Raw genomic sequence first — 19582 nt, 5'->3', positions numbered from 1 at the left:
CTGTCGGATGTGCTGTCGGACCGTCAGCTCAGCTTGCGCTTCGCCTGCGCGTCGAGTGCGGCCTGAAAATCCTGCTCGCTCGTTCCTGCGGTCAGTGCCTCGCGCATCAACTGCGCCTGGGTCTTCGGCGCCAGCCCGCCAAGCGGCGGGTCGCGGTCGAGATTGGTTGGGAAGGAATAGCCCTCGGAGCAGGACGCGATGGCATTGGCCGCTTCCGCATCGGTCAGCTTGCCCTTCGCCAGCAACGCCTTCAAGGCCGGGTAGAGCGTCGCGCTCATCGTCAGCCGATCGACCGTTTCCATCGCCCGGCCAAAGGCCGAGGACACCTGCAGCAGGTTCGCCACGCGGCGGATGTCGGTGGAGCGGTTGTTGCCGGCGGCGTGGAAGAGCGCCGGATTGAAGAAGACGACATCGCCCTTTTCGAGCGGGAGCTGGACATGGTGCTCGTCGAAATAGGCCCGGAACTCCGGCCGATTGAGCGCCAGATAACCCGGCACATAGGTCTGGCTATAGGGCAGGAACAGCGTCGGCCCGCTTTCAAGCGGCATGTCGCAATGGGCGACCGCCCCTTGCAGGGTCAGCACCGGCGAAAGCTTGTGAACATGCGCCGGATAGCGCTCGATCACCGCGGCGGTCTGGAAGCCGAGATGGTAGTCCCGGTGCGCCGATTGTGCCGCGCCGCCCGGATTGACGCGGTTCACCTGCGCCGTCATCTGGTAATTCGGCCCGAGCCAAGCTTCGCTGACAAGCGCGATGATGGCATTGCCATAATAGGCTGCAAAATTTTCCGGCGCCTTCAGGCAGTGCTTTTCCAGCGAGTTCCAGATGCGATCATTGGCGCCGGGCTTGGCAAAATGATCGCCGCCGCCGCTGCTGGTGCGATGCTGTTCCTCGATGATCTCGTCGAAGACGGTGCTCGCGACATCCACCGCGGTGGTATCGGCAAAGGCGCGCTTGAAGACCGCCACACCCGGGCCGGTCGCCAGCGCCTCACAGATTTCGGCAAGCACCGCCCGCCGCGCCTCGGCATTGCCGCAGGCTGCAATCAGCTCGGCGCTGTTGTAGATCAACACGTTCTGGTCGCAGCTTGAAGCATAGGGATAGTCGGCCAGGTTGGTTCGGCGCTCGACCTCCGCGCGGAACGCCTCGATATCGCAGGCCGCTTCGGTGAGCCAGACACGCTCGATCCGCTGCCTCGCACTGTTGTCGGTCTTCATCCCGTTTCCTCCTCCGGAACATCTTGATGGACACGACTATAGGCGGCGGCAAAACATGATATAGAGCAAGAATCCATCAAAAATCCATCAGGAGAGCAGCGGCGGTGGCCCATCCCTTTCTGGTCAAGGACATCGCCTTTCAGGCCGGTCTCAGCACCGCGACGGTCGATCGCGTGCTCAACGAGCGCCCGGGTGTCCGCCGCCAGACCATCGCCAGGGTTCGCGCGGCCATCGAGGAGCTGGAAAAGCAGCAGGCGGGGCTCGACATTCAGGGCCGCAAGTTCGCGATCGATATCGTCATGGAGGCGCCGGAGCGCTTTACGGATGCGGTACGGCGGGCCTTCGAAAGCGAAGCCATGACGCTGGCGCCGACGATCTTTCGCTGCCGTTTTCACTTCGCCGAGACCATGCGCCCGCAGGACATCGTGCAACTGCTCGACCGCATACGCCTGCGCGGAACCGACGGGCTGGTATTGAAGGCGCCGGATGTGCCCGAGATCGTTGGCGCCGTCGCACGCTTCGAGACAGGCGGCATTCCCGTCGTGACGCTGGTGACCGACCTTCCCAACTCCCAGCGCACCGCCTATGCGGGCGCCGACAACCGGGCGGCCGGAGAAACGGCTGCCTATCTGATTGGCGAACGCTTTGCAGGTGCCGCGGCCACGGTCCTCGTGACGCTATCCAGCGGCCGCTTCCGCGGTGAGGAAGAGCGCGAAATCGGCTTTCGCCGAGTGTTGCGTCAGCACTATCCGACAATCAGGATCGTCGAGATCAGCGAGGGGCATGGTCGCGATAGCGAAACCGGCGCGCTGGCGGACGCAGCGCTCGCCGCCAACCGCGACATCAATGCCGCCTATTCGATCGGCGGCGGCAACCGCTCGGTGCTCGCGGCCTTCGATCGTCTCAACCGTGACTGCGCGCTCTACATCGCCCATGATCTCGACGATGACAATCTGGCGCTGCTGCGCGCGCGGCGCATTCATTTCGTCCTGCATCACGACCTGAAGACCGACGCGCGCACGGCCTTCCGCACGATCATGCTTTACGGCCGCGTGCCGTCCGCCGCAGTCGGCCCTCAGCTTTCTGCCGTGGTGGTCATCACGCCCTATAACGTACCGGAGTAGAAAAATCGCCCGGGCCGCTTGGCCCGGCGGTTGGCTGCTCGCCGGAGGTATCGTCCGGCAGCACCGTATCGTCAGCGGTCTCGACGCGGTTACGGCCACGTCGCTTGGCAAGATAGAGCGCCTCATCTGCCGCCAGCAGCAAGGCACGCGCGGTCAAACCATGGCGCGGCGCGAAGGCGATGCCGGCGCTGCCGCCGACGACCAGCAGTTGGCCGTTGAACGCAACCGGTGTCTGCGCATCGGCGACAAGACCAGTCGCAAGGCTCCGAGCGTCGGTCTCGCTGCAATCGCCGAGGATGATTGCAAACTCGTCGCCGCCGAGCCGTGCGACAGTACCCTTCGGGCCAGCGCGGTTGCGGAAGCGCTCGGCCATGGCGACAAGGACAGCGTCGCCTGCCGCATGACCATAGCGGTCGTTGACCGCCTTGAACGCGTCGAGGTCGGCATAGACGAGTGTGAACGGGTGCGTCTTCGCCCGCAGCAGCGCCGCCGCCAGCATGTCGTCGAAACCGCTGCGATTGAGCAGCCCCGTCAGCCGATCGTGCTTGGCGAGGTGCCGGTTGAGCGCCTCGCTCTGCTGCAAGGCGGCAAAGAGCGTCGAGAAGCGGAAGGCGACGAACGCCATCAGCAGGGCTGCGACGATCGCCATCACGATGACGCTCGGCAGCAGTTCGGCACGCACGAAACCACCAGGCGATTGCGGCATCCACGCCGCCACCAGACAGGACGCGTCGGAACAGCGGCCGACCGATGTGTAGACGCTGCCCTTCGGCCGCTCGGTCAATGGCACGAAAGCAAGACCCCGGACGCCCAAACGCGCCGCGATCTCTCGCGTCATCTTGGCCGTCACCGGTCGCACCGAAACCATGAGCACCGGCGCCCGGCGCTCCGCTGGAACGACCAGCGTTTCCGGGATGACCGCCTGCACCACCGCAACGCTCATGCGCCCGTCGATCTCGCGCAAGTCCACGGCGTGGATCCCGGGGACGGACGGCATCAGCGATTGCGGGTCGGGCGTCACGACATCCAGCGCGTAGGAGTCGCGGCTGTTTCTGAGCACGTTATCGTAACGGCGTTTGGCTTCGTCGAGAAGGTCATCGACCTCTTCGAGCGGGACACGGGCCGTCTCGCTCGGCACGGCAACACCGCCCTTCAACACTGTCGACGTGTTGTGATCCACATCCGTCATGATCAGCCAGGAGAAGCCGTAGTCTTCCCACAGCCAGCCCGACAGCTCGTCCGCAACGAATGCGTCGCTGACGTGCCCCTTGGCCAGTTCGTCGTAGGTCTTGTCCCAGAAGGAAAGCTGCGCCTGAAACTGAACGACGGCATCCATCTGGTGGCGCAGTTCGTTTGCCACCAGCCGACGCTCCGCCGAGAGGCCGAAGCGGTCCGCCTCGTCGACGGACCGATCCAGAACGAAGATGAGGCTCGCGATGATCAGGACGGCGACCAGGGTGCAGGCGGCATGGATCGCCCAAACCGTTCTGCTCCGCTTCGCCAGCCGCAAAGTCTTGTCCATGATGCGATCGCCCCCTCGTCCGGCCGGCTGTCGCGCGCATTCTCGCGTCTCTCCAAGCGCGATACGCAGCGGCGGCGGCCAACACGGGCAGCACTCGATCAAAATCAAAGTTTGGCTTAAATAAGCTGGTGTTGAAATACTTAACGATTTCAACCGGCTGAATCCGCCAGCAATCAGCAGTCGCAGGCGGATTACAGGGAGCGCAAACCAATGTCAGCGCTCCCCATTTGGACGGAGCGTTCTATTTCGGAACGGCTGCCGGGCGCAGCAATGCGATGACCTCCTCATTGCCCTTGTCACGCGCCAGATCTCGTATCGAGGGGCCCGCGACACCGTCACGTATGCCGGCGTTTGCGCCTCGATCGAGAAGCAGCCGCACAGCGGCCGGCTGCCCGTTGACCACGGCGAACGCCAGTGGCGTCATCCAATCCTGTTGCGGTTCCGGACGGCCGCGCCCCCGGAACCTTCCGAACGGCGTTTCGAGCAACTCTGGCTCCCGATCGAGGATTTCGGCAACCCATTCGACCATACCGAAGGCCGCGGCCGCGAAGATATCCAGCGGCTGCTCCTTCAGGAAGCGCACCATCTCGGCCTTGCCGTTGTACTCGGCCCAGCCGATCGTCGGCGCATGGTGGTAGGGATCACGAGCCGTTGAATTGGCACCGTGATCGAGCAACAGCTTCGCCATGTCAACATTGCCGTGCAGCGCCGCCTCGTGCAGCGGCGTGCGCGATGTCATGCGGTTGACGTCGAAGCCGAGCGACAACATGAGCGCGGCGTCAAGGCGCCTGTCGTCACCCGCCGCCTCGTGCAGAAGCGTCGGATGCGCGGTCTGCGCGCGTGTGATCAGCGTCGGATCCGCATCGACGAGCGCCCTCGCCTCATCGGCCTTCATTTCTGAGATAGCCCGGGCCAGCCGGTCGACATCGTCGAGCGGCGCTTCCGCTGCCCCGCGCGAAACGAGAAACGCAGCCAGCGCCGCATCACCGCCGAGCTCTGCCCATTGATAGGGCGTCCGGCCCTTGATGGGACGATTGACGTCGGCACCATGCTCGACCAGCAGGCGCACGCGCTCGCCCATGCGTTTTTCAAGCGCCCAGGCGAGCTGGTAGTCGAAAACGCGTTCGCCGTTTTCAACGAAGCCGCCATCGTTGCGAACCAGCCAATTGTTCCGATCGTTGGCGCCAAGGCCATAGTCGAGCAATAGCTTGAGGCAGGTGTTGTCCGGCTGGAACATCCGGTTGTAGAGCGCCTGGCTGTCATTGGCCCGGGCACCGGCATCCAGCAAGAGCCGCGCGAAAGCGACGCAATCCGGATGTTGCGGCTGTCGCTCGGGGCCGGCCTCGCCTTCGCCGAAGACGCCCGTCAGCACAGTGAAGCGGTACTGACCGTCGTCGAGCCAATGCGCATCGGGATTGGCACCCCGTTCGATCAGGCGTCGGCCGGCGGGCAGAGAGGAGTGGCCGGGAACCCGGGCATAGGCAGCGTAGAGCAACGGCTCCCAGTCATACGGCCCGCCGCGTTTGCCCACGAGTTTCGGATCGCGATCGAGCCAGCGGTCAATTGCCTCTGCTTCGCCGAGCGCGGCTGCGACGTGGATGCTGTCGCCGGCGATTTCGGGATGTTCATCCAGCAGTGCAAGCGCCTGGGTGAACCGTTCGGGATCAGCGGCTATGTCGCCGAAGTAGGAGACGGTCGCCAGAGACAGAAAGCGGTTTGCAAGCTGCTCGGTTGCAGGTGCATTGCTCCCGGATTTCTCGAGATGCCGCTTCAGCCGTGTCCAGCTCGAAAAGCCGAACTCGCGGGCGAGCACCAGTTGCGCATCCTGGAGCCCCATTGCAGCGGGATCGGAAAAATAGGGAAGCGCCCGCTGCCTTGCACTGGCATCATCGGCCTTCACGGCTTTCAGAAAAGCCTTGGCCTGCTTGCGGATCGTTTCGAGGGTAAGGTTCGCGGGAAGATCGCGCGCGATCATGAAAGACCTCCTTTCATTCACGTCCGGTATCCGCGCCCACAGACTGAAAAGAGGTGTGGCAACCAAGTTCAGTGAGACAGGTGGGCCTTGCCCTTCCCGCGGATCGGATGCGCCCTGCGAACGAGGTCATCGCTAGCACGCTGCCCTTATACTTGTCCAGCGCGCTCAGCTTTCAGGCTGATACCGAACGAAGGCGAAGCGATCGCCTGACGGCGACCAGTTGGGAACGTTGATGGTTCCCTGCCCGCCGAAAAGTTCGAACAGGATGCGCGGGTTGCCGCCGTCCATATCCATCAGCCGCAGGCGGACATCGAGATCCCTCGGATGATCGAAAACGTCACCGTCATAGGAGAGCACCAGCAGATGCTTCCCATCCGGCGACAGATGCGGAAACCAGTCGCCATAGGGGCTGTCGGTGATGCGCGTGACGTCACTGCCATCGGGGCGGATGCGCCAGATCTGCATGCGTCCGGTGCGGCTGGAGTTGAAATAGATCCATTCGCCATCCGCCGACCAGTCGGGTCCGTCGTTGCGCCCTTCCCCGTGGGTCAGCCGCTGCTCCTCGCCGCCATCAACCGAAATCGTATAGATGTCGAAGACCTGGTCGCGGATGCCGCAATAGGTCACTCTTCGCCCATCCGGCGACCAGCCGTGCCAATAGGACGGCAGGTTGCGGGTGACGAGCCGCGGCGTGCCGCCTCTAGCCGGCAGCAGGTAGATCGCCGACTTGCCGAACTCGGTCTTGTCGCTGATCGCGATGGTGGCGCCATCGGGCGAAATGCCGTGGTCGTTGTTGCAGAGCGCGGCAAAGCCGGTATCGATCTCCACCGGCTCCGAACCGTCGAAACCGAGGCGATAAAGACGGCCATCGCCGTTGATGACCAGGTGCGTGCCGTCCCGCGACCAGTTCGGCGCCTCGACCAGCCGATCGGTCTGCCAGACGACGCGCGTTTCACCGGTAACGATGTCATAGGTCTCGATGGAACTGCGCATCCCGTTCTCCCGCCGCGACCAAGGCAGCTATTTGCGTTCTTCGCCGGCCGGCAGCGTCGCCGCGACCTTGGCGCAGATCGACTGCATCAAATTGGAATTGCGTTGATCTCGCCAGGTCGAGACGACGCCCCAAGCCAACAGCACAAGGATGCAGACGAAGGCCACGCCGACGATGGCGATACTGCCGCTTGCAAGACCATAGATGCCGAAGACCGCCGGCGTCGCGAAATAGGCGATCTGCGCCGAGAGCTGCCGGCCAGCAGAAACGTCGCTCAGCGACCACAGCCGGATCAGCCGGATTTCCTCGTCCGTGAACTCCGGACAGCTTTCCTTGCCGTCCCGCCCTTGGCCGAACGCGCTCATCGGCTACCCTCGATCGCGGAAGCGGTTGGTGATCGGGTACCGCCGGTCGCGGCCAAAATTCTTCTTGGTGATCTTGACGCCCGGCGCCGATTGCCGCCGCTTGTATTCGGCAATGTAGAGCAGGTGTTCGACCCGGTGAACCGTCGCCTCGTCATGGCCGCGGGCGACGATCTCGTCGGTCCCCATCTCCTTTTCCACCAGGCATTCGAGAATGTCGTCGAGCACCGGATAGGGCGGCAAAGAATCCTGGTCCGTCTGGTTGGGACGCAATTCAGCCGAGGGCGCCTTGTCGATAATATTTGGGGGAATGACGACGCCGGAGGGTCCAAGCGCGCCCGGCGGAACCTTGGTGTTGCGCCAGCGCGAGATGGCATAGACCTCCATCTTGTAGAGATCCTTGATCGGATTGAAGCCGCCGTTCATGTCGCCATAGAGCGTGGCATAGCCGACCGACATTTCCGACTTGTTGCCCGTCGTCACCACCATCGAGCCGAACTTGTTGGAGATCGCCATCAGGATGGTGCCGCGGGTACGGCTCTGCAGGTTCTCCTCGGTGATGCCGGATTCGGTCCCCTCGAACATGTCGGAGAGCGCGCTTAAGAACCCTTCGACCGGCTCGGAGATCGGCACGATATCGTAGCGGCAGCCGAGCGCTGCGGCACATTCCTTGGCGTCCTTCAGCGATTCCTGCGAGGTGTAGCGATAGGGCAGCATGACGGTGCGCACCCGCTCCTCGCCGAGCGCATCGACCGCCAGCGCCGCGCAGATCGCGGAATCGATACCGCCGGAAAGGCCGAGTACGACGTTCTTGAAGCCGTTTTTGTTCACATAGTCACGGAAGCCGAGCATGCAGGCGCGGTAGTCCGCCTCCTCGCGCTCCGGCAGGCGCGACTGCAGCCCGCTTTCGCAATGCCAGCCGCTTTCGCCCTTCTTCCATTCGACGATCGAAATCGCCTCTTCGAACTGGCTCATCTGGAAGGCGAGAGACTTGTCGGTGTTGAAGGCGAAGCTTGCGCCGTCGAACACCAGTTCGTCCTGGCCGCCGAGCTGGTTGGCATAGATCATCGGCAGGCCGGTCTCGAGCACCTGCTTGAGGACCACCTGGTGGCGCACATCCACCTTGCCGCGAAAATAGGGCGAACCGTTCGGCGACAGCAGGATTTCCGCGCCGCTTTCCGCTAGTGTCTCGCAAACGCCGAGATCGCCCCAGATGTCCTCGCAGATCGGAATGCCGATGCGCACGCCGCGGAAATTCACCGGGCCCGGCATCTCGCCCTGGTCGAAGACGCGCTTCTCGTCGAACTCGCCATAGTTCGGCAGATCGACCTTGTCGCGGAACGCGATCACCTTGCCATCGTCAAGCACGGCCACCGAATTGTGCCGGCCGGTCTTGGCTTGGCGCGGGAAGCCGATGATGACGCCCGGGCCGCCGTCCGCCGTGTCGCTCGCGAGCTTCTCGACCGCCTGGAGGCAGGCCTTCAGGAATGCCGGCTTCAGCACGAGATCTTCGGGCGGATAGCCGGAAATGAACAGCTCCGTCAAAAGCAGGAGATCGGCGCCCTGGCGCGCCGCATCGGCACGCGCCTCACGCGCCTTGGCCAGGTTTCCGGCGATGTCGCCCACCGTGGGATTGAGCTGGGCGATTGCGATGCGCAGGAGCGAGGGGGCGATCTTGTGAGCGGTCATGAGCGGGCCTGTCGGTCTGTTCTGAGCGATTGCGTCTGACTTTCGCAATGTTCTTTAGCGCAATCCGCAGGAAAATACCCACAGGCAATCGCCGCTCCGCGAAAAAAACCGAAAAATTCTGTCTTTCCCGGTTCTTATGAAGGGCCGTTGCAGCGCCCTCACGCGACGAAAAGCTGTTCCCAAACCCCGTTAAGAAACCATTCATCCCCTGTTCAAAAAGACGGGCGTATGACAGTTACACGACACATTTATGAAACTGGAGAACATGTTGGCTAGTATCGATTCCGCTGTCGCGAGAGGTTCGCGCGTCTATGTCGATAGACCCGGCTTCACCGCACGGCACGCCAAGACGCTTGCGGCCACCCGCAGCGCATTGTTCTCCCTTTTTGTCGCAGCCGCTCTCGTCTTCGCCGTCGAGCTGATCGTGCGCCAGTCGATGGCCGATACGCTCGCCTATATGCTCGACCCGACGCGCCCGGCGCTGACGACTGTCGGTGCATTCTTCCTGATGCTGCTGGCCGTCGACGGCATTTTCGGCCGCGAACATAAGTCGGCCGTGGTGATTGCGCCGCTCGCCATCATACCCGCCGTCGTCTGCCAGCAGAAGCAGGTCTTCCTGTCCGATCCGCTTTATCCGACCGATTTCCTGTTCGGCCGCCAGATCATGGAATTGATGCCGGTGCTGGTGAAGGACCGCCCCTGGACCGCCGTCGGCATCGTCGTCGGCCTCATCGCCGCCGTTGCCGCCATCGGCCTCTTGCTGCGCTACGCCTGGCGCAATTTCCCCAAGCTGACGCGCCGCGAGCGCATCGCTCGTGCGGCCTTTGCGCTGCCGCTGCTCTTCGCCTTCTGGCACATCATGGATTACAACCAGTTCTCCTGGATCCGTGATCGCCTGAAGGTCATCCCCATCATGTGGGACCAGACCGAGAACTATAAGCACAACGGCTTTGCGCTTGCCTTCGCCATCAACCTGCCGATGGCCAATGTCAGCGCGCCCGCTGGCTACATGGCCGACGCCATCGATCGCATTCCGGTGAAGCCGCTTCCGGCTGGCACCTCGCACCGCGGCAAGCCCGACGTCATCGTGCTGATGAGCGAATCCTTCTGGGATCCGACCCGCCTGCCCAACGTCAAGCTCTCGCCCGATCCGATGCCGACGATCCGCGAGATGCAGTCGGGCAACGTCTTCTCGCCGGAATTCGGCGGCATGACCGCCAATGTCGAGTTCGAGGCGCTGACCGGCTTCTCCAACGCCTTCCTGCCCTATGGCAGCATTCCGTACCAGCAGTACATCCGCAACCCGATCCCGTCGCTCGCTACCTTCTTCCGTGGCGAAGGCTATGTCTCGCGCGCCATCCATCCCTTCCAGAGCTGGTTCTGGAACCGTACCGCCGTCTACAAGGCCTTCGGTTTCGACACCTTCAAGTCGGAAGAGAACATGCCGCCGATGCAGAAGCGCGGCATCTTTGCCTCGGACGAGTCGCTGACGCATGAGATCATCCGCCAGGCCGACGCCATGGACGATCCGTTCTTCTTCTTTGCGGTGACACTGCAGGGCCATGGCCCCTATGAGGCAAACCGCTATGCCAAGAACACCATCAAGGTCGAAGGCAACCTGCCCGAAAGCGACCGGCAGGTGCTGGAAACCTATGCTCAAGGCATCAAGGAAGCCGACGAGAGCCTGAAGAAGCTGATGGACTGGGCAAAGAAGCGCGATCGCGAAACGATCATCGTGCTGTTCGGCGACCACCTGCCGCCGCTCAACACGGTCTATACCAGCACCGGCTTCATGAAGGGCGTCACGGCGGAGCGCAAGGGCTCGAAGGACCAGATGAAGGCGCAGCACGAAACGCCGCTCGTCGTCTGGTCGAACAAAACAGGCCCGAGAAAGAACGTCGGCACGATCAGCCCGGCCTTCCTCTCCTACCAGATCCTCAAGCAGTCCGGCTACGAGCACCCCTATTACACCGGGTTCCTCGGCAAGGTTCATGACCAATACCGGGTCGTCGACCGCTACATGCTGATCCGCAGGAACGGCAAGGAAGTCGCCGAGTGGTCGCGCCAGCCGAAGGTGCCGGCTCTCTTGCGTGACTATCGCTTCCTGCAGCACGACATGATGTTTGGAGACCGCTTCTCGACCGACCGGTTCTTCAAGTCCCACGCCGACCTCTTCGCAAGCGCGGCCGAGACCCACTGAACCACGAGCGCCGGACCGGCCACACCCGGTCCGGCTCTTCATGCTCTCGGTCGGCCAGATTTTTCCGCGACGCAAAACCGCCACGCACATTTGCTGGAAATGCTCTAGATTTTCTCCGGTCAACCCCGGAGATCGCCATGCCGCATTTCAACAACATCTCGCACCAGTTCTTCGGCAAGCCGCTCAGCGAACTCGGCGAGATCGAGCGCCGCATCCTCGCCTACGCCCGCGAGCGGCGCACGCTGACCACCGATACCAATGCGGCCTTCGCTGCCGAGCAAACCTTAGGCGACAGGCTCGCCGACAACATTGCCCGCGTTGGCGGCTCCTGGAGCTTCATCGTCACCTTCTGCAGTTTTCTCGTCTGCTGGGTCATCGTGAACTCGGTGCTGTTGGTGACCGGAGCGTTCGACCCCTACCCCTACATCTTTCTCAACCTCGTGCTTTCCATGCTTGCCGCACTGCAGGCCCCAATCATCATGATGTCGCAGAACCGTCAGGCCGAACGCGACCGCTTCGCAGCGTCCAAGGACTACGAGGTCAATCTCAAGTCGGAAGTCGAACTGATCGCCCTGCATCACAAGGTCGACGACGTGTTGCTGCGTGAGATTTCGGAACTGCGTGCCGACCTCGCAACGCTCAACCGCCAGCTCGAGCACTACCGTCCAGCACCCGGGCAGGACTGACCGAAAACCCACGACACGCAGGATCAGATCCCGCGGTGCCGCGCCGTAGCGCGGGCGCCCACACCCCCGCTTCGCTGCCATCGGCAACTTATTGGAGTATGAAAAAATTAATATTTGAGGACCATCTTATGGGTGCAGGGACATTCGAAAAAAATACAGCAACGTGGGTACGCGGAGATGCTGCAATGTCCAACTTCAAGCGCCTTTTCGGCGGCCGAGACGGCGCCGCTGCAATCGAATTCGCAATCATAGCGCCGCTCTTCTTCCTTTGCGTGCTGACCTTGATCGCCTACGGCGTCTATCTCAGCACAGCGCATTCCATACAGCAGATCGCCGCCGATGCCGCGCGCACAGCCATCGCTGGACTATCCCAAGGCGAGCGTGAACGCCTCGCGACCGACTACATCCGCCGCACCACGATGGATCAGGCCTTCATAAAATCCTCGCGTATGACCGTGACCGTCAAAGACGACGCCAGCAACGCCAACCAGTTCACCGTTCGGATCAAATACGACGCCGCCGACCTCCCGATTTTTAACCTTTTCACGTTCGCGATGCCGAGCAGCCAGATCGAGCGCTTTGCAACCATACGCGTGGGAGGGGTCTGACATGGCGTGGAAATCAACGCGACTGCGCACGCTGCTCCGATCACAAGACGCCAATATCGGCATCTCTGCCGCACTGGTTATGCCACTGGTCATCGCCTCAATGGGGCTCGGCATCGACTACGGCTATCTCACCGTGCAGAAACGTGAGATGCAGTCGGCGGTCGACCTTGCCGCGATCGCAGCGGCCGCCAATATCACGTCGGCCGAGAAGGCCGTGCTCAACCATTTCTCCAACAATGGCCTCAACTACGCCGTGGCCACGCCGACCGGGCTGATGACGGTCGATGGCAAGGTGCTGCCGCTGAGCGATGTCGGCACGGGCAAGGTGGATGGCGTGGCCACGCTGGCGCGCGGCCGCTATATCCCCGACCCGTCCGTCGAGGCCGGACAGCGCTTCATCAAGGACGCAACGCCGACCGATGCCGTTCAGGTTCTGCTGGAAAAGAAAGGCCAGATCTTCCTTGCCTCCATGTTCAGCGCGCCGCCGGATTTAAGCGTCATCGGCACGGCCGCCAGCTCCAAGATTGCCGCCTTCTCTGTCGGCTCGCGTCTCGCCAGCCTGAACGACGGGTTGCTGAATTCGATCCTCGGGCAAATGCTCGGCACGACCATCTCCCTCAAGGTCATGGATTATCAGGCGCTCATCGACGCCGACATCGACGTCCAGCCGTTCCTGGAGATCGTCGCGACAAAGCTGAACCTGACCACCGCCTCCTATGAGGACGTGCTGAAGGCCAATCTGACCATGCCGCAGTTGCTCTCCTCGATGCGGCTCGTCCAGGGTCTTTCAGGCACAGTGACAGCCGCGCTGAAGAGCATCGAGCTTTCGACCGCAAACAACAAGAAGACCGTCACACTGGCCCAGATCCTCAACCTCGATCCGAAAAAGAACCTGCAGATCGATGCCGGTTCCGATTGGGCGATGAAGATCAGCGCGCTGCAGATCGTCTCCGCGGCCGCCGCAATTGCCAATGGCGAACACCAGATCGCGCTCAACGCCGTGACCGGGCTTCCCGGCATCGCTTCTGCCAAGGTCAAGCTCGCGATCGGCGAGCCGCCGGTCCAGACGCCCAGCCACCGCCTCGGAACCCCGGGGGCGGCCGTGCGCACCGCCCAGACCCGCCTCGCCGTCGAAGTCAACGTCGATGGCCTTGCGGCCCTTGCCGGCATCCGCATCAGACTGCCGATCTACGTCGAACTTGCCTATGCCGAGGCGAAACTTGCCGACATCCGCTGCTACGGCGGTACTCCGGAAAACGCGGCGGTCAGCGTCGACGCGGTGCCGGGCATTGCCGAGATCGCGATCGGCGACGTCGACCCGACAGTGCTCTCGAACTTCTCGTCGGATGCCCGCGTGCAAAGGGCCCGCCTCGTCGATGCCCTCGTCGTCAAGATCGATGCGCTCGCTCATGTCGAAGCACAGAACCTCAAGGTCTCGCGCCTGAGCTTCAGCCCATCCGAGATTGCGGCTCGATCGATCAAGAGCGTCTCCACGAAGGATATTCTCACCTCCACGACCCAAACGCTGCTCAACAACCTCGACGTCAACATCCAGGTTCTGTTCCTCACGCTCGGCAGCCCGACGATCGTCCAGCAAGCCCTGGCCCAGACCTTGGGTTCCGTCACCAAGCCGGTCGATGATCTCCTCTACAACCTGCTCCTGCTCGTCGGCGTCCGGGTCGGCGAGGCCGATGTACGCGTCACCGGCGTCAAGTGCCAGCCGCCTGTGCTGGTGCAATGATCGAGATCCAGCAATCGAACGGGGCGCCTGACGGCTGAACGTCAGGTGCCCCGTTTGAACAAAATCGGTTGTTCGCACGTTATGGGCAAGCTACTCCTACTAAAAGGGGTTAGGCTGAGTGGCGGCTGGCGACCGGGCATCTTGAAATTCAAGCATCCGGCACGCCGCGCAAGCTTCGGGGGGTGTGCGCAGCAAATGCGTGTCGTGGCAGAGCATGAGGGCGTTGCGCCAGTTGGTGCGCTTGCCTTCACCGCAGAAGATTTTCGCAATCATCCGAACTTCCGGGCGATCCTTCAGGCGAGCGCCCGCGATCTGATGTCGGTGTTTGATGTCTTCCCTCGAGTTGCCCGCCTCGTCGCCTCCCATCAGAAATGGACGCTGAGCCAAGCCGTCTACACACTTCACCTCGAGCGCGATCCAGCGAATCCGGAGACGGGTATCACCACCGCGCGCCTGCTAAAGTTCATGCATGAGATGGGCGGCGCCAGCCGCAATACCGCTGCCGCCTTCATTGCCGAACTGCTGACCTACAAGCTGCTGCGCGATACCAATGGCGGTCGTGCCAGAAAGAAAGTGCGGCCCCTGGAGCCGACCGAAATCAGCGAAGGGGCGATGTTGCGCTGGTTCATGAGCCAGATGGGCACGCTCGACCGTTTCGACGGCAAGGGCCGCCTTCAGCGCGTCGAAGCCGATCGGACGATCTTTGAGCGCGCCCAACCGATCGCCACCCGCCTTCTGCTCGCCGACCGGCGGTGGAACGAGCCGCCGGAAGCTGTGGCCGCCTTCGTCTGGACCGAATGCGGCGGCCTGCTGCTCGACGATCTCATGTCGCGGCCGCAAAGCCTCGATCCGGTCGACGGCAAAGTCTGGCTCGAAGCGAGCCTCTCGGAACTCGCCACGCACTACATGATCTCCAACACGCATATCAGGCGCATTTTCACCCGCGCCCAGGATGCGGGCCTCATCGGCCGCGCCGGCGAAGGCCAGCGCGGGCTGTTCTGGCTAGGCGAACGCCTGCTCGACGAATATTGTCAGTGGCAATCGGTCAAGATGGCCGGCCTTGCCAATGGCTATGAGCAGGCGGTTCGGCAGGCAACAAGCATGCCGGAGTGATCGCTCAGCTGCGTCCGGCCGCATATTTCGGCAAGTCGTCGGTGATTTCGTAGAAGTCGCCCTGGTCTTCGCAGAAGATGTGATAGCCACCCTTCAGCACGGTCGGCTTCTCGAAGGCCCCAGCCATGATCGAGATGTAATCCTGCCCGTCGCCCTTCCAGAACAGGGCCGAGCCGCAGATCCGGCAAAAGCCACGGCTGGCGCTGTCGCTTGCCCGATACCAAGTGACATGCTCCATTCCCTCGACCTCAAGGCCGTCGTTCCGGACATTCGTCGCGGCGTAGTAGAGCCCGGTCTGCTTCCGGCATTGGCTGCAATGGCAGTAGATCAGCTCGCGCAGCTCGCCCTGTGCGGCAAAGCGCACTGCCCCGCAAAGACAGCTTCCCTTGTGAACGTCCGGCATTGTTCCCCCAAAGCGAAATCGTGATGCATCACCCTGTCATGCGGTGGATAAGGCGGCACGATTGCGCGCGCCGCTTCCTGCTCCAGACACGAAAATGCCGGACCAGCTTCCAGAGCTGGCCCGGCATTGTCAAATTCAAAACTCCCAAGCGACGTTCAGAAAGCCTGAACGATGCCAGGGGATTAGATCAGCCGTTGACGACCATCTTCTTCTCGTCGCGGCCGCCCTTCATGCGCTCGGCCAGCAGGAACGCGAGTTCCAGCGCCTGGTCCGCATTGAGGCGCGGATCGCAATGGGTGTGGTAGCGGTCGGCAAGATCGTCGCCGGAAAGCGCGCGCGCACCGCCGGTGCATTCCGTCACGTCGTTGCCGGTCATCTCGATATGGATGCCGCCCGGATGCGTGCCCTCTGCCCGGTGAATCTGGAAGAAGCTCTCGACTTCCGACAGGATCCGCTCGAACGGGCGGGTCTTGTAGTTGTTGAGCGTGATCGTGTTGCCGTGCATCGGATCGCAGGACCAGACGACCTTCTTGCCTTCGCGCTCGACCGCACGGATGAGGCGCGGCAGATGCTCCGCCACCTTGTCATGGCCGAAGCGGCAGATCAGCGTCAGGCGGCCGGCTTCGTTGGCCGGGTTCAGAAGATCGATCAGCTCCAGGAGACCATCGGCCGTCAGCGACGGGCCGCACTTGAGACCGAGCGGGTTCTTGATACCGCGGCAGTATTCGATGTGCGCATGGTCGGGCTGGCGGGTACGGTCGCCGATCCAGATCATGTGGCCGGAGGTGGCGTACCAGTCGCCCGAGGTCGAGTCGACACGCGTCAGCGCCTGCTCGTAACCGAGCAGCAGCGCCTCGTGGCTGGTGAAGAAATCGGTCTCGCGCAGGCTCGGATGGTTTTCCGAGGTGATGCCGATCGCCTTCATGAAGTCCATGGTCTCGGAGATGCGGTCGGCGAGCTTGCGGTAGCGCTCTGCCTGCGGGCTATCCTTGACGAAGCCGAGCATCCACTGGTGCACGTTGTCGAGGTTGGCATAGCCGCCCATGGCGAAGGCGCGCAGAAGGTTCAGCGTTGCAGCCGACTGACGGTAGGCCATGATCTGGCGTTCCGGGTTCGGGATACGCGCTTCCTCGGTGAACTCGATGCCGTTGATGATGTCGCCACGGTAGGACGGCAGCGTCACGTCGCCCTGCTTCTCGACGCCCGAAGAACGGGGCTTGGCGAACTGGCCGGCTATGCGGCCGACCTTCACCACCGGCTGCTGCGCGCCGAAGGTCAAGACGACGGCCATCTGCAGGAAGGCGCGGAAGAAGTCGCGGATCGTGTCGGCGCCATGCTCGGCGAAACTTTCAGCGCAGTCGCCGCCCTGCAGCAGGAAGCCGCGGCCTTCGGCAACATTGGCAAGGGCACTCTTCAGACGGCGCGCTTCGCCTGCAAACACCAGCGGCGGATACTTCGCGAGGCTCGCTTCGGTCGCCTCAAGCGCTGCCAGGTCCGGATAGTCCGGCACCTGCTGGATGGGTTTCTGCCGCCAGCTGTTTGGAGTCCAAGTCTGTGCCATTTCGATCACCTGTTGTCTGCCGCGGATCTATCCGCGCGGGTCGCGCCCTGACGGCCGAAGGTGGCCGCCCGGTATTCGGAAATTTCACTCATGTCCGCGTGCCCTGCCCCAACGCAAGATTATTGCGCCAAGCTCGCCCGAAGCCGGTGACTTCGCGGATGCGGGCTTATAGACGTTAAGCGAAGGCTTGGAAAGACATCCTACCAGAATTCATCGGCTCCGGCGCCTGCAAAGCAAGGCACCGGCTGCCGGGGCCTCAGACCCGCTCGCCCTTGCGGATGCGGTAGGACGGCGAATACATCGTCACCAGTTCTTCCGCCGCCGTCGGGTGCACCGCCATCGTCCGGTCGAAATCGTCCTTGGTGCAGCCGGCCTTCAGCGAGATGCCGAGCAGCTGGGCCATCTCGCCCGCATCATGGCCGAGGATGTGGGCACCGAGCACCTTGCGGTCGGCAGCGTTGACGATCAGCTTCATGATCATCTTTTCCTTGCGGCCCGAAAGCGTCGCCTTCATCGGCCGGAATTCGGCGCGATAAACGTCCAGCTCGTCGAAGCGGCGCGTCGCCTCTTCTTCCGTCAGACCGACGGTGCCGATCTCCGGCTGCGAGAAGACGGCGGTGGGGATCAGGTCGTGATCCGGCGACACCGGATTGTTCTTGTACTCGGTCTCGATGAAGCACATGGCCTCGTGGATCGCGACCGGCGTCAGTTGCACGCGGTCGGTGACATCGCCAAGCGCATAGATGCCAGGCGCACTGGTGCGCGAGAACGCATCGACGATGATGGCGCCGCGCTCATCGGTCTTGACGCCAGCCGCTTCGAGGCCGAGGCCCGTGGTGTTCGGCACGCGGCCAAGCGCCAGCATCACCTGATCGACGGCGATGTCGCCGTGCTTCATCGTGCGCGCGACACGCTTCCCAGCATCATCGAGGGCGACCGACTGGATAAGGTCCTCGCACAGGATACGGATGCCCTTCTCTTCCATGGCCACATGCAGCCCGCGGCGCAGGTCTTGGTCGAAGCGCGACAGAATTTCCTTGCCGCGATAGATCAGCGTCGTCTCGACGCCGAGGCCGTGGAAGATGTTGGCGAATTCGACGGCGATGTAGCCGCCGCCCGCAATCAGGATCGACTTCGGCAGCTCCTCGAGATCGAAAGCCTCGTTCGAGGAAATGCAGTGCTCGTGTCCCGGCAGCGCGTCATGCGGCGTCGGATGACCGCCGACGGCGATCACAATCCGCTCGGCCGTCGCCGTGCGGCCGCTGTTGAGCAGGCGAACCGTATTGGGACCGACCAGCTCGGCGCGCGTATGCAGGATTTCGGCGCCGGCATTGTTCAGACCCTTCTGGTAGAGCCCTTCGAGCCGGGTGATTTCCTGTTCCTTGGCGGCGACCAGTTTCTGCCAGTCGAACCGGCTTTCGCCGACCGACCAGCCGAAACCGGCTGCGTCCTCGAAATGTTCGGAAAACTGCGACGCGTAGACATAGAGCTTCTTCGGCACGCAGCCGCGAATGACGCAGGTGCCGCCGTAGCGAAACTCCTCCGCAATCGCCACCTTCTTGCCGAGGCTCGCTGCCAGGCGCCCGCTCCTGACGCCGCCGGATCCGCCACCGATTACGAAGAGGTCATAGTCGAAAGCGGGCATGGACAGTCTCCTGAAAGCAGCGGCCGAAATGGCGAAATGGAAAGCGCGCCGAACGATCTCGCGTTCGGCAGCCGGTGCGACCAGCCGAAGGCCGCGCCGCAGGCACATATAGTGGTGCCTCCGGCCAAAAGAAAAGCCCGGATCTCTCCGGGCTCCTCGAAACGTGATGAACCGTGGCCGGCGACGGTTATTGCGCCGGCGCCTGGACGGCGCCCTCGGCAGCCGGCTGCGTGCTGCCAACCTTTTCGTCGAGCGACTTGGTGGCTTCCTGGGTCAGATCGCGGGAAACGCCTGCGGCCCAGATGTCGGCGGCCTTCAGCAGTTCGCGCGAAGCGATCGGGCCGTTATCCAGGAGCTTCTTGCCGGCGGACGAGCCGTAAAATTCGGTGATCGCGTTCAGTTCTTCGAGCGAGAAGGTCTTGGCGTAGATCGTCGCCGCTTCGTTCTCGAGATCGGCACGGCGCGCGGCAAGGCTAAGTGCCTTCTCGTCGACGGTTGCCGTGATCAGTTCCTGATGGTTCGGCGATGACTGGATCAGCGTGTTCTTCAGCCGCTCGGCAAGGTTCGGCAGAATGTTGTCGAAGCTGTTGGTCACGCCAAGCGCTGCGATCGTCGCGCGCGCTGCCTTGATCTGCTCTTCGGAGACGTCCTGGGCCTGCACCGCCGGAATCGATGCGGAAAGCAGAATCGCGGTGGCAGCGAATGTGCGGACAAGACCTGCGAGTTTGTTCATTTTTACCCTTGC

16 protein-coding genes are annotated in these 19582 nt (G+C 62.7%); 6 read left to right on the top strand and 10 right to left on the bottom strand.

The window, feature by feature from the left end; genetic code table 11:
* Positions 1–23: 23 nt before the first annotated feature.
* Complete coding sequence (locus ACTJKM_RS11955; RefSeq protein ID WP_058328283.1) at positions 24–1217, bottom strand: phytanoyl-CoA dioxygenase family protein; 1194 nt, start codon at positions 1215–1217, stop codon at positions 24–26.
* A 104-nt stretch (positions 1218–1321) separates the two neighbouring features.
* Between ACTJKM_RS11955 and ACTJKM_RS11950 the strand changes: the two genes are divergently transcribed.
* Positions 1322–2341 (top strand): LacI family DNA-binding transcriptional regulator, encoded by a 1020-nt coding sequence (locus ACTJKM_RS11950; protein WP_058324078.1) that lies wholly within the window; start codon positions 1322–1324, stop codon positions 2339–2341.
* Here ACTJKM_RS11950 and ACTJKM_RS11945 read toward each other — a convergent pair.
* The 5 genes from ACTJKM_RS11945 to ACTJKM_RS11925 all read right to left on the bottom strand — a co-directional run bounded on the left by ACTJKM_RS11945 (position 2316) and on the right by ACTJKM_RS11925 (position 8880).
* A complete protein-coding gene (locus tag ACTJKM_RS11945) occupies positions 2316–3863 on the bottom strand; it encodes a sensor domain-containing diguanylate cyclase (protein WP_058328284.1) in 1548 nt (515 codons plus the stop codon). The two genes, ACTJKM_RS11950 and ACTJKM_RS11945, sit on opposite strands and share 26 nt — an antisense overlap.
* Positions 3864–4104: 241 nt before the next feature.
* Positions 4105–5838 carry an ankyrin repeat domain-containing protein gene (locus ACTJKM_RS11940; RefSeq protein ID WP_058328285.1) on the bottom strand — a complete coding sequence of 578 codons (1734 nt, stop codon included), beginning with the start codon at positions 5836–5838 and terminating at the stop codon, positions 4105–4107.
* A gap of 165 nt (positions 5839–6003) precedes the next feature.
* Entirely contained in the window at positions 6004–6831 is an 828-nt protein-coding gene (locus tag ACTJKM_RS11935; protein WP_058328286.1) for a TolB family protein, read from the bottom strand.
* A 27-nt stretch (positions 6832–6858) separates the two neighbouring features.
* Positions 6859–7194: a hypothetical protein gene (locus ACTJKM_RS11930; RefSeq protein WP_058328287.1), complete on the bottom strand. Its 336-nt coding sequence runs from the start codon at positions 7192–7194 to the stop codon at positions 6859–6861.
* 3 nt (positions 7195–7197) lie between these two features.
* On the bottom strand, positions 7198–8880 hold the full coding sequence (locus ACTJKM_RS11925; RefSeq protein WP_058328288.1) for an NAD+ synthase: 1683 nt from the start codon (positions 8878–8880) through the stop codon (positions 7198–7200).
* A gap of 268 nt (positions 8881–9148) precedes the next feature.
* Here ACTJKM_RS11925 and ACTJKM_RS11920 point away from each other — a divergent pair, with 268 nt between their 5' ends.
* The 5 genes from ACTJKM_RS11920 to ACTJKM_RS11900 all read left to right on the top strand — a co-directional run bounded on the left by ACTJKM_RS11920 (position 9149) and on the right by ACTJKM_RS11900 (position 15228).
* Positions 9149–11080 (top strand): LTA synthase family protein, encoded by a 1932-nt coding sequence (locus tag ACTJKM_RS11920; protein WP_082615755.1) that lies wholly within the window; start codon positions 9149–9151, stop codon positions 11078–11080.
* Between the two features lie 137 nt (positions 11081–11217).
* The gene (locus tag ACTJKM_RS11915) at positions 11218–11766 is read left to right on the top strand and encodes a DUF1003 domain-containing protein (RefSeq protein ID WP_057248868.1); all 549 of its coding nucleotides are present in this window, start codon (positions 11218–11220) and stop codon (positions 11764–11766) included.
* A 185-nt stretch (positions 11767–11951) separates the two neighbouring features.
* Positions 11952–12374: a TadE/TadG family type IV pilus assembly protein gene (locus tag ACTJKM_RS11910; RefSeq protein WP_058324072.1), complete on the top strand. Its 423-nt coding sequence runs from the start codon at positions 11952–11954 to the stop codon at positions 12372–12374.
* Between the two features lies 1 nt (position 12375).
* Positions 12376–14115, top strand: a complete 1740-nt coding sequence (locus ACTJKM_RS11905; protein WP_058328289.1) for a pilus assembly protein TadG-related protein — start codon at positions 12376–12378, stop codon at positions 14113–14115.
* Between the two features lie 195 nt (positions 14116–14310).
* Positions 14311–15228 (top strand): hypothetical protein, encoded by a 918-nt coding sequence (locus ACTJKM_RS11900; protein ID WP_058328290.1) that lies wholly within the window; start codon positions 14311–14313, stop codon positions 15226–15228.
* Positions 15229–15232: 4 nt separating this feature from the next.
* Here ACTJKM_RS11900 and ACTJKM_RS11895 read toward each other — a convergent pair whose 3' ends face one another.
* The 4 genes from ACTJKM_RS11895 to ACTJKM_RS11880 all read right to left on the bottom strand — a co-directional run bounded on the left by ACTJKM_RS11895 (position 15233) and on the right by ACTJKM_RS11880 (position 19570).
* Positions 15233–15631 carry a GFA family protein gene (locus tag ACTJKM_RS11895; RefSeq protein WP_057248864.1) on the bottom strand — a complete coding sequence of 133 codons (399 nt, stop codon included), beginning with the start codon at positions 15629–15631 and terminating at the stop codon, positions 15233–15235.
* A gap of 187 nt (positions 15632–15818) precedes the next feature.
* The gene (locus ACTJKM_RS11890) at positions 15819–17192 is read right to left on the bottom strand and encodes a class II 3-deoxy-7-phosphoheptulonate synthase (protein ID WP_058324194.1); all 1374 of its coding nucleotides are present in this window, start codon (positions 17190–17192) and stop codon (positions 15819–15821) included.
* A 256-nt stretch (positions 17193–17448) separates the two neighbouring features.
* Positions 17449–18837 carry a glutathione-disulfide reductase gene (gor, locus tag ACTJKM_RS11885; RefSeq protein WP_058328314.1) on the bottom strand — a complete coding sequence of 463 codons (1389 nt, stop codon included), beginning with the start codon at positions 18835–18837 and terminating at the stop codon, positions 17449–17451.
* A gap of 187 nt (positions 18838–19024) precedes the next feature.
* Positions 19025–19570 (bottom strand): DUF2059 domain-containing protein, encoded by a 546-nt coding sequence (locus ACTJKM_RS11880; RefSeq protein ID WP_058328291.1) that lies wholly within the window; start codon positions 19568–19570, stop codon positions 19025–19027.
* Positions 19571–19582: the final 12 nt, after the last annotated feature.

Origin of the sequence: Ensifer sp. 22460 (assembly GCF_052044935.1) — a bacterium.
Taxonomy (GTDB): domain Bacteria; phylum Pseudomonadota; class Alphaproteobacteria; order Rhizobiales; family Rhizobiaceae; genus Ensifer.
This window is presented reverse-complemented; position numbering and strand designations above follow the sequence as displayed.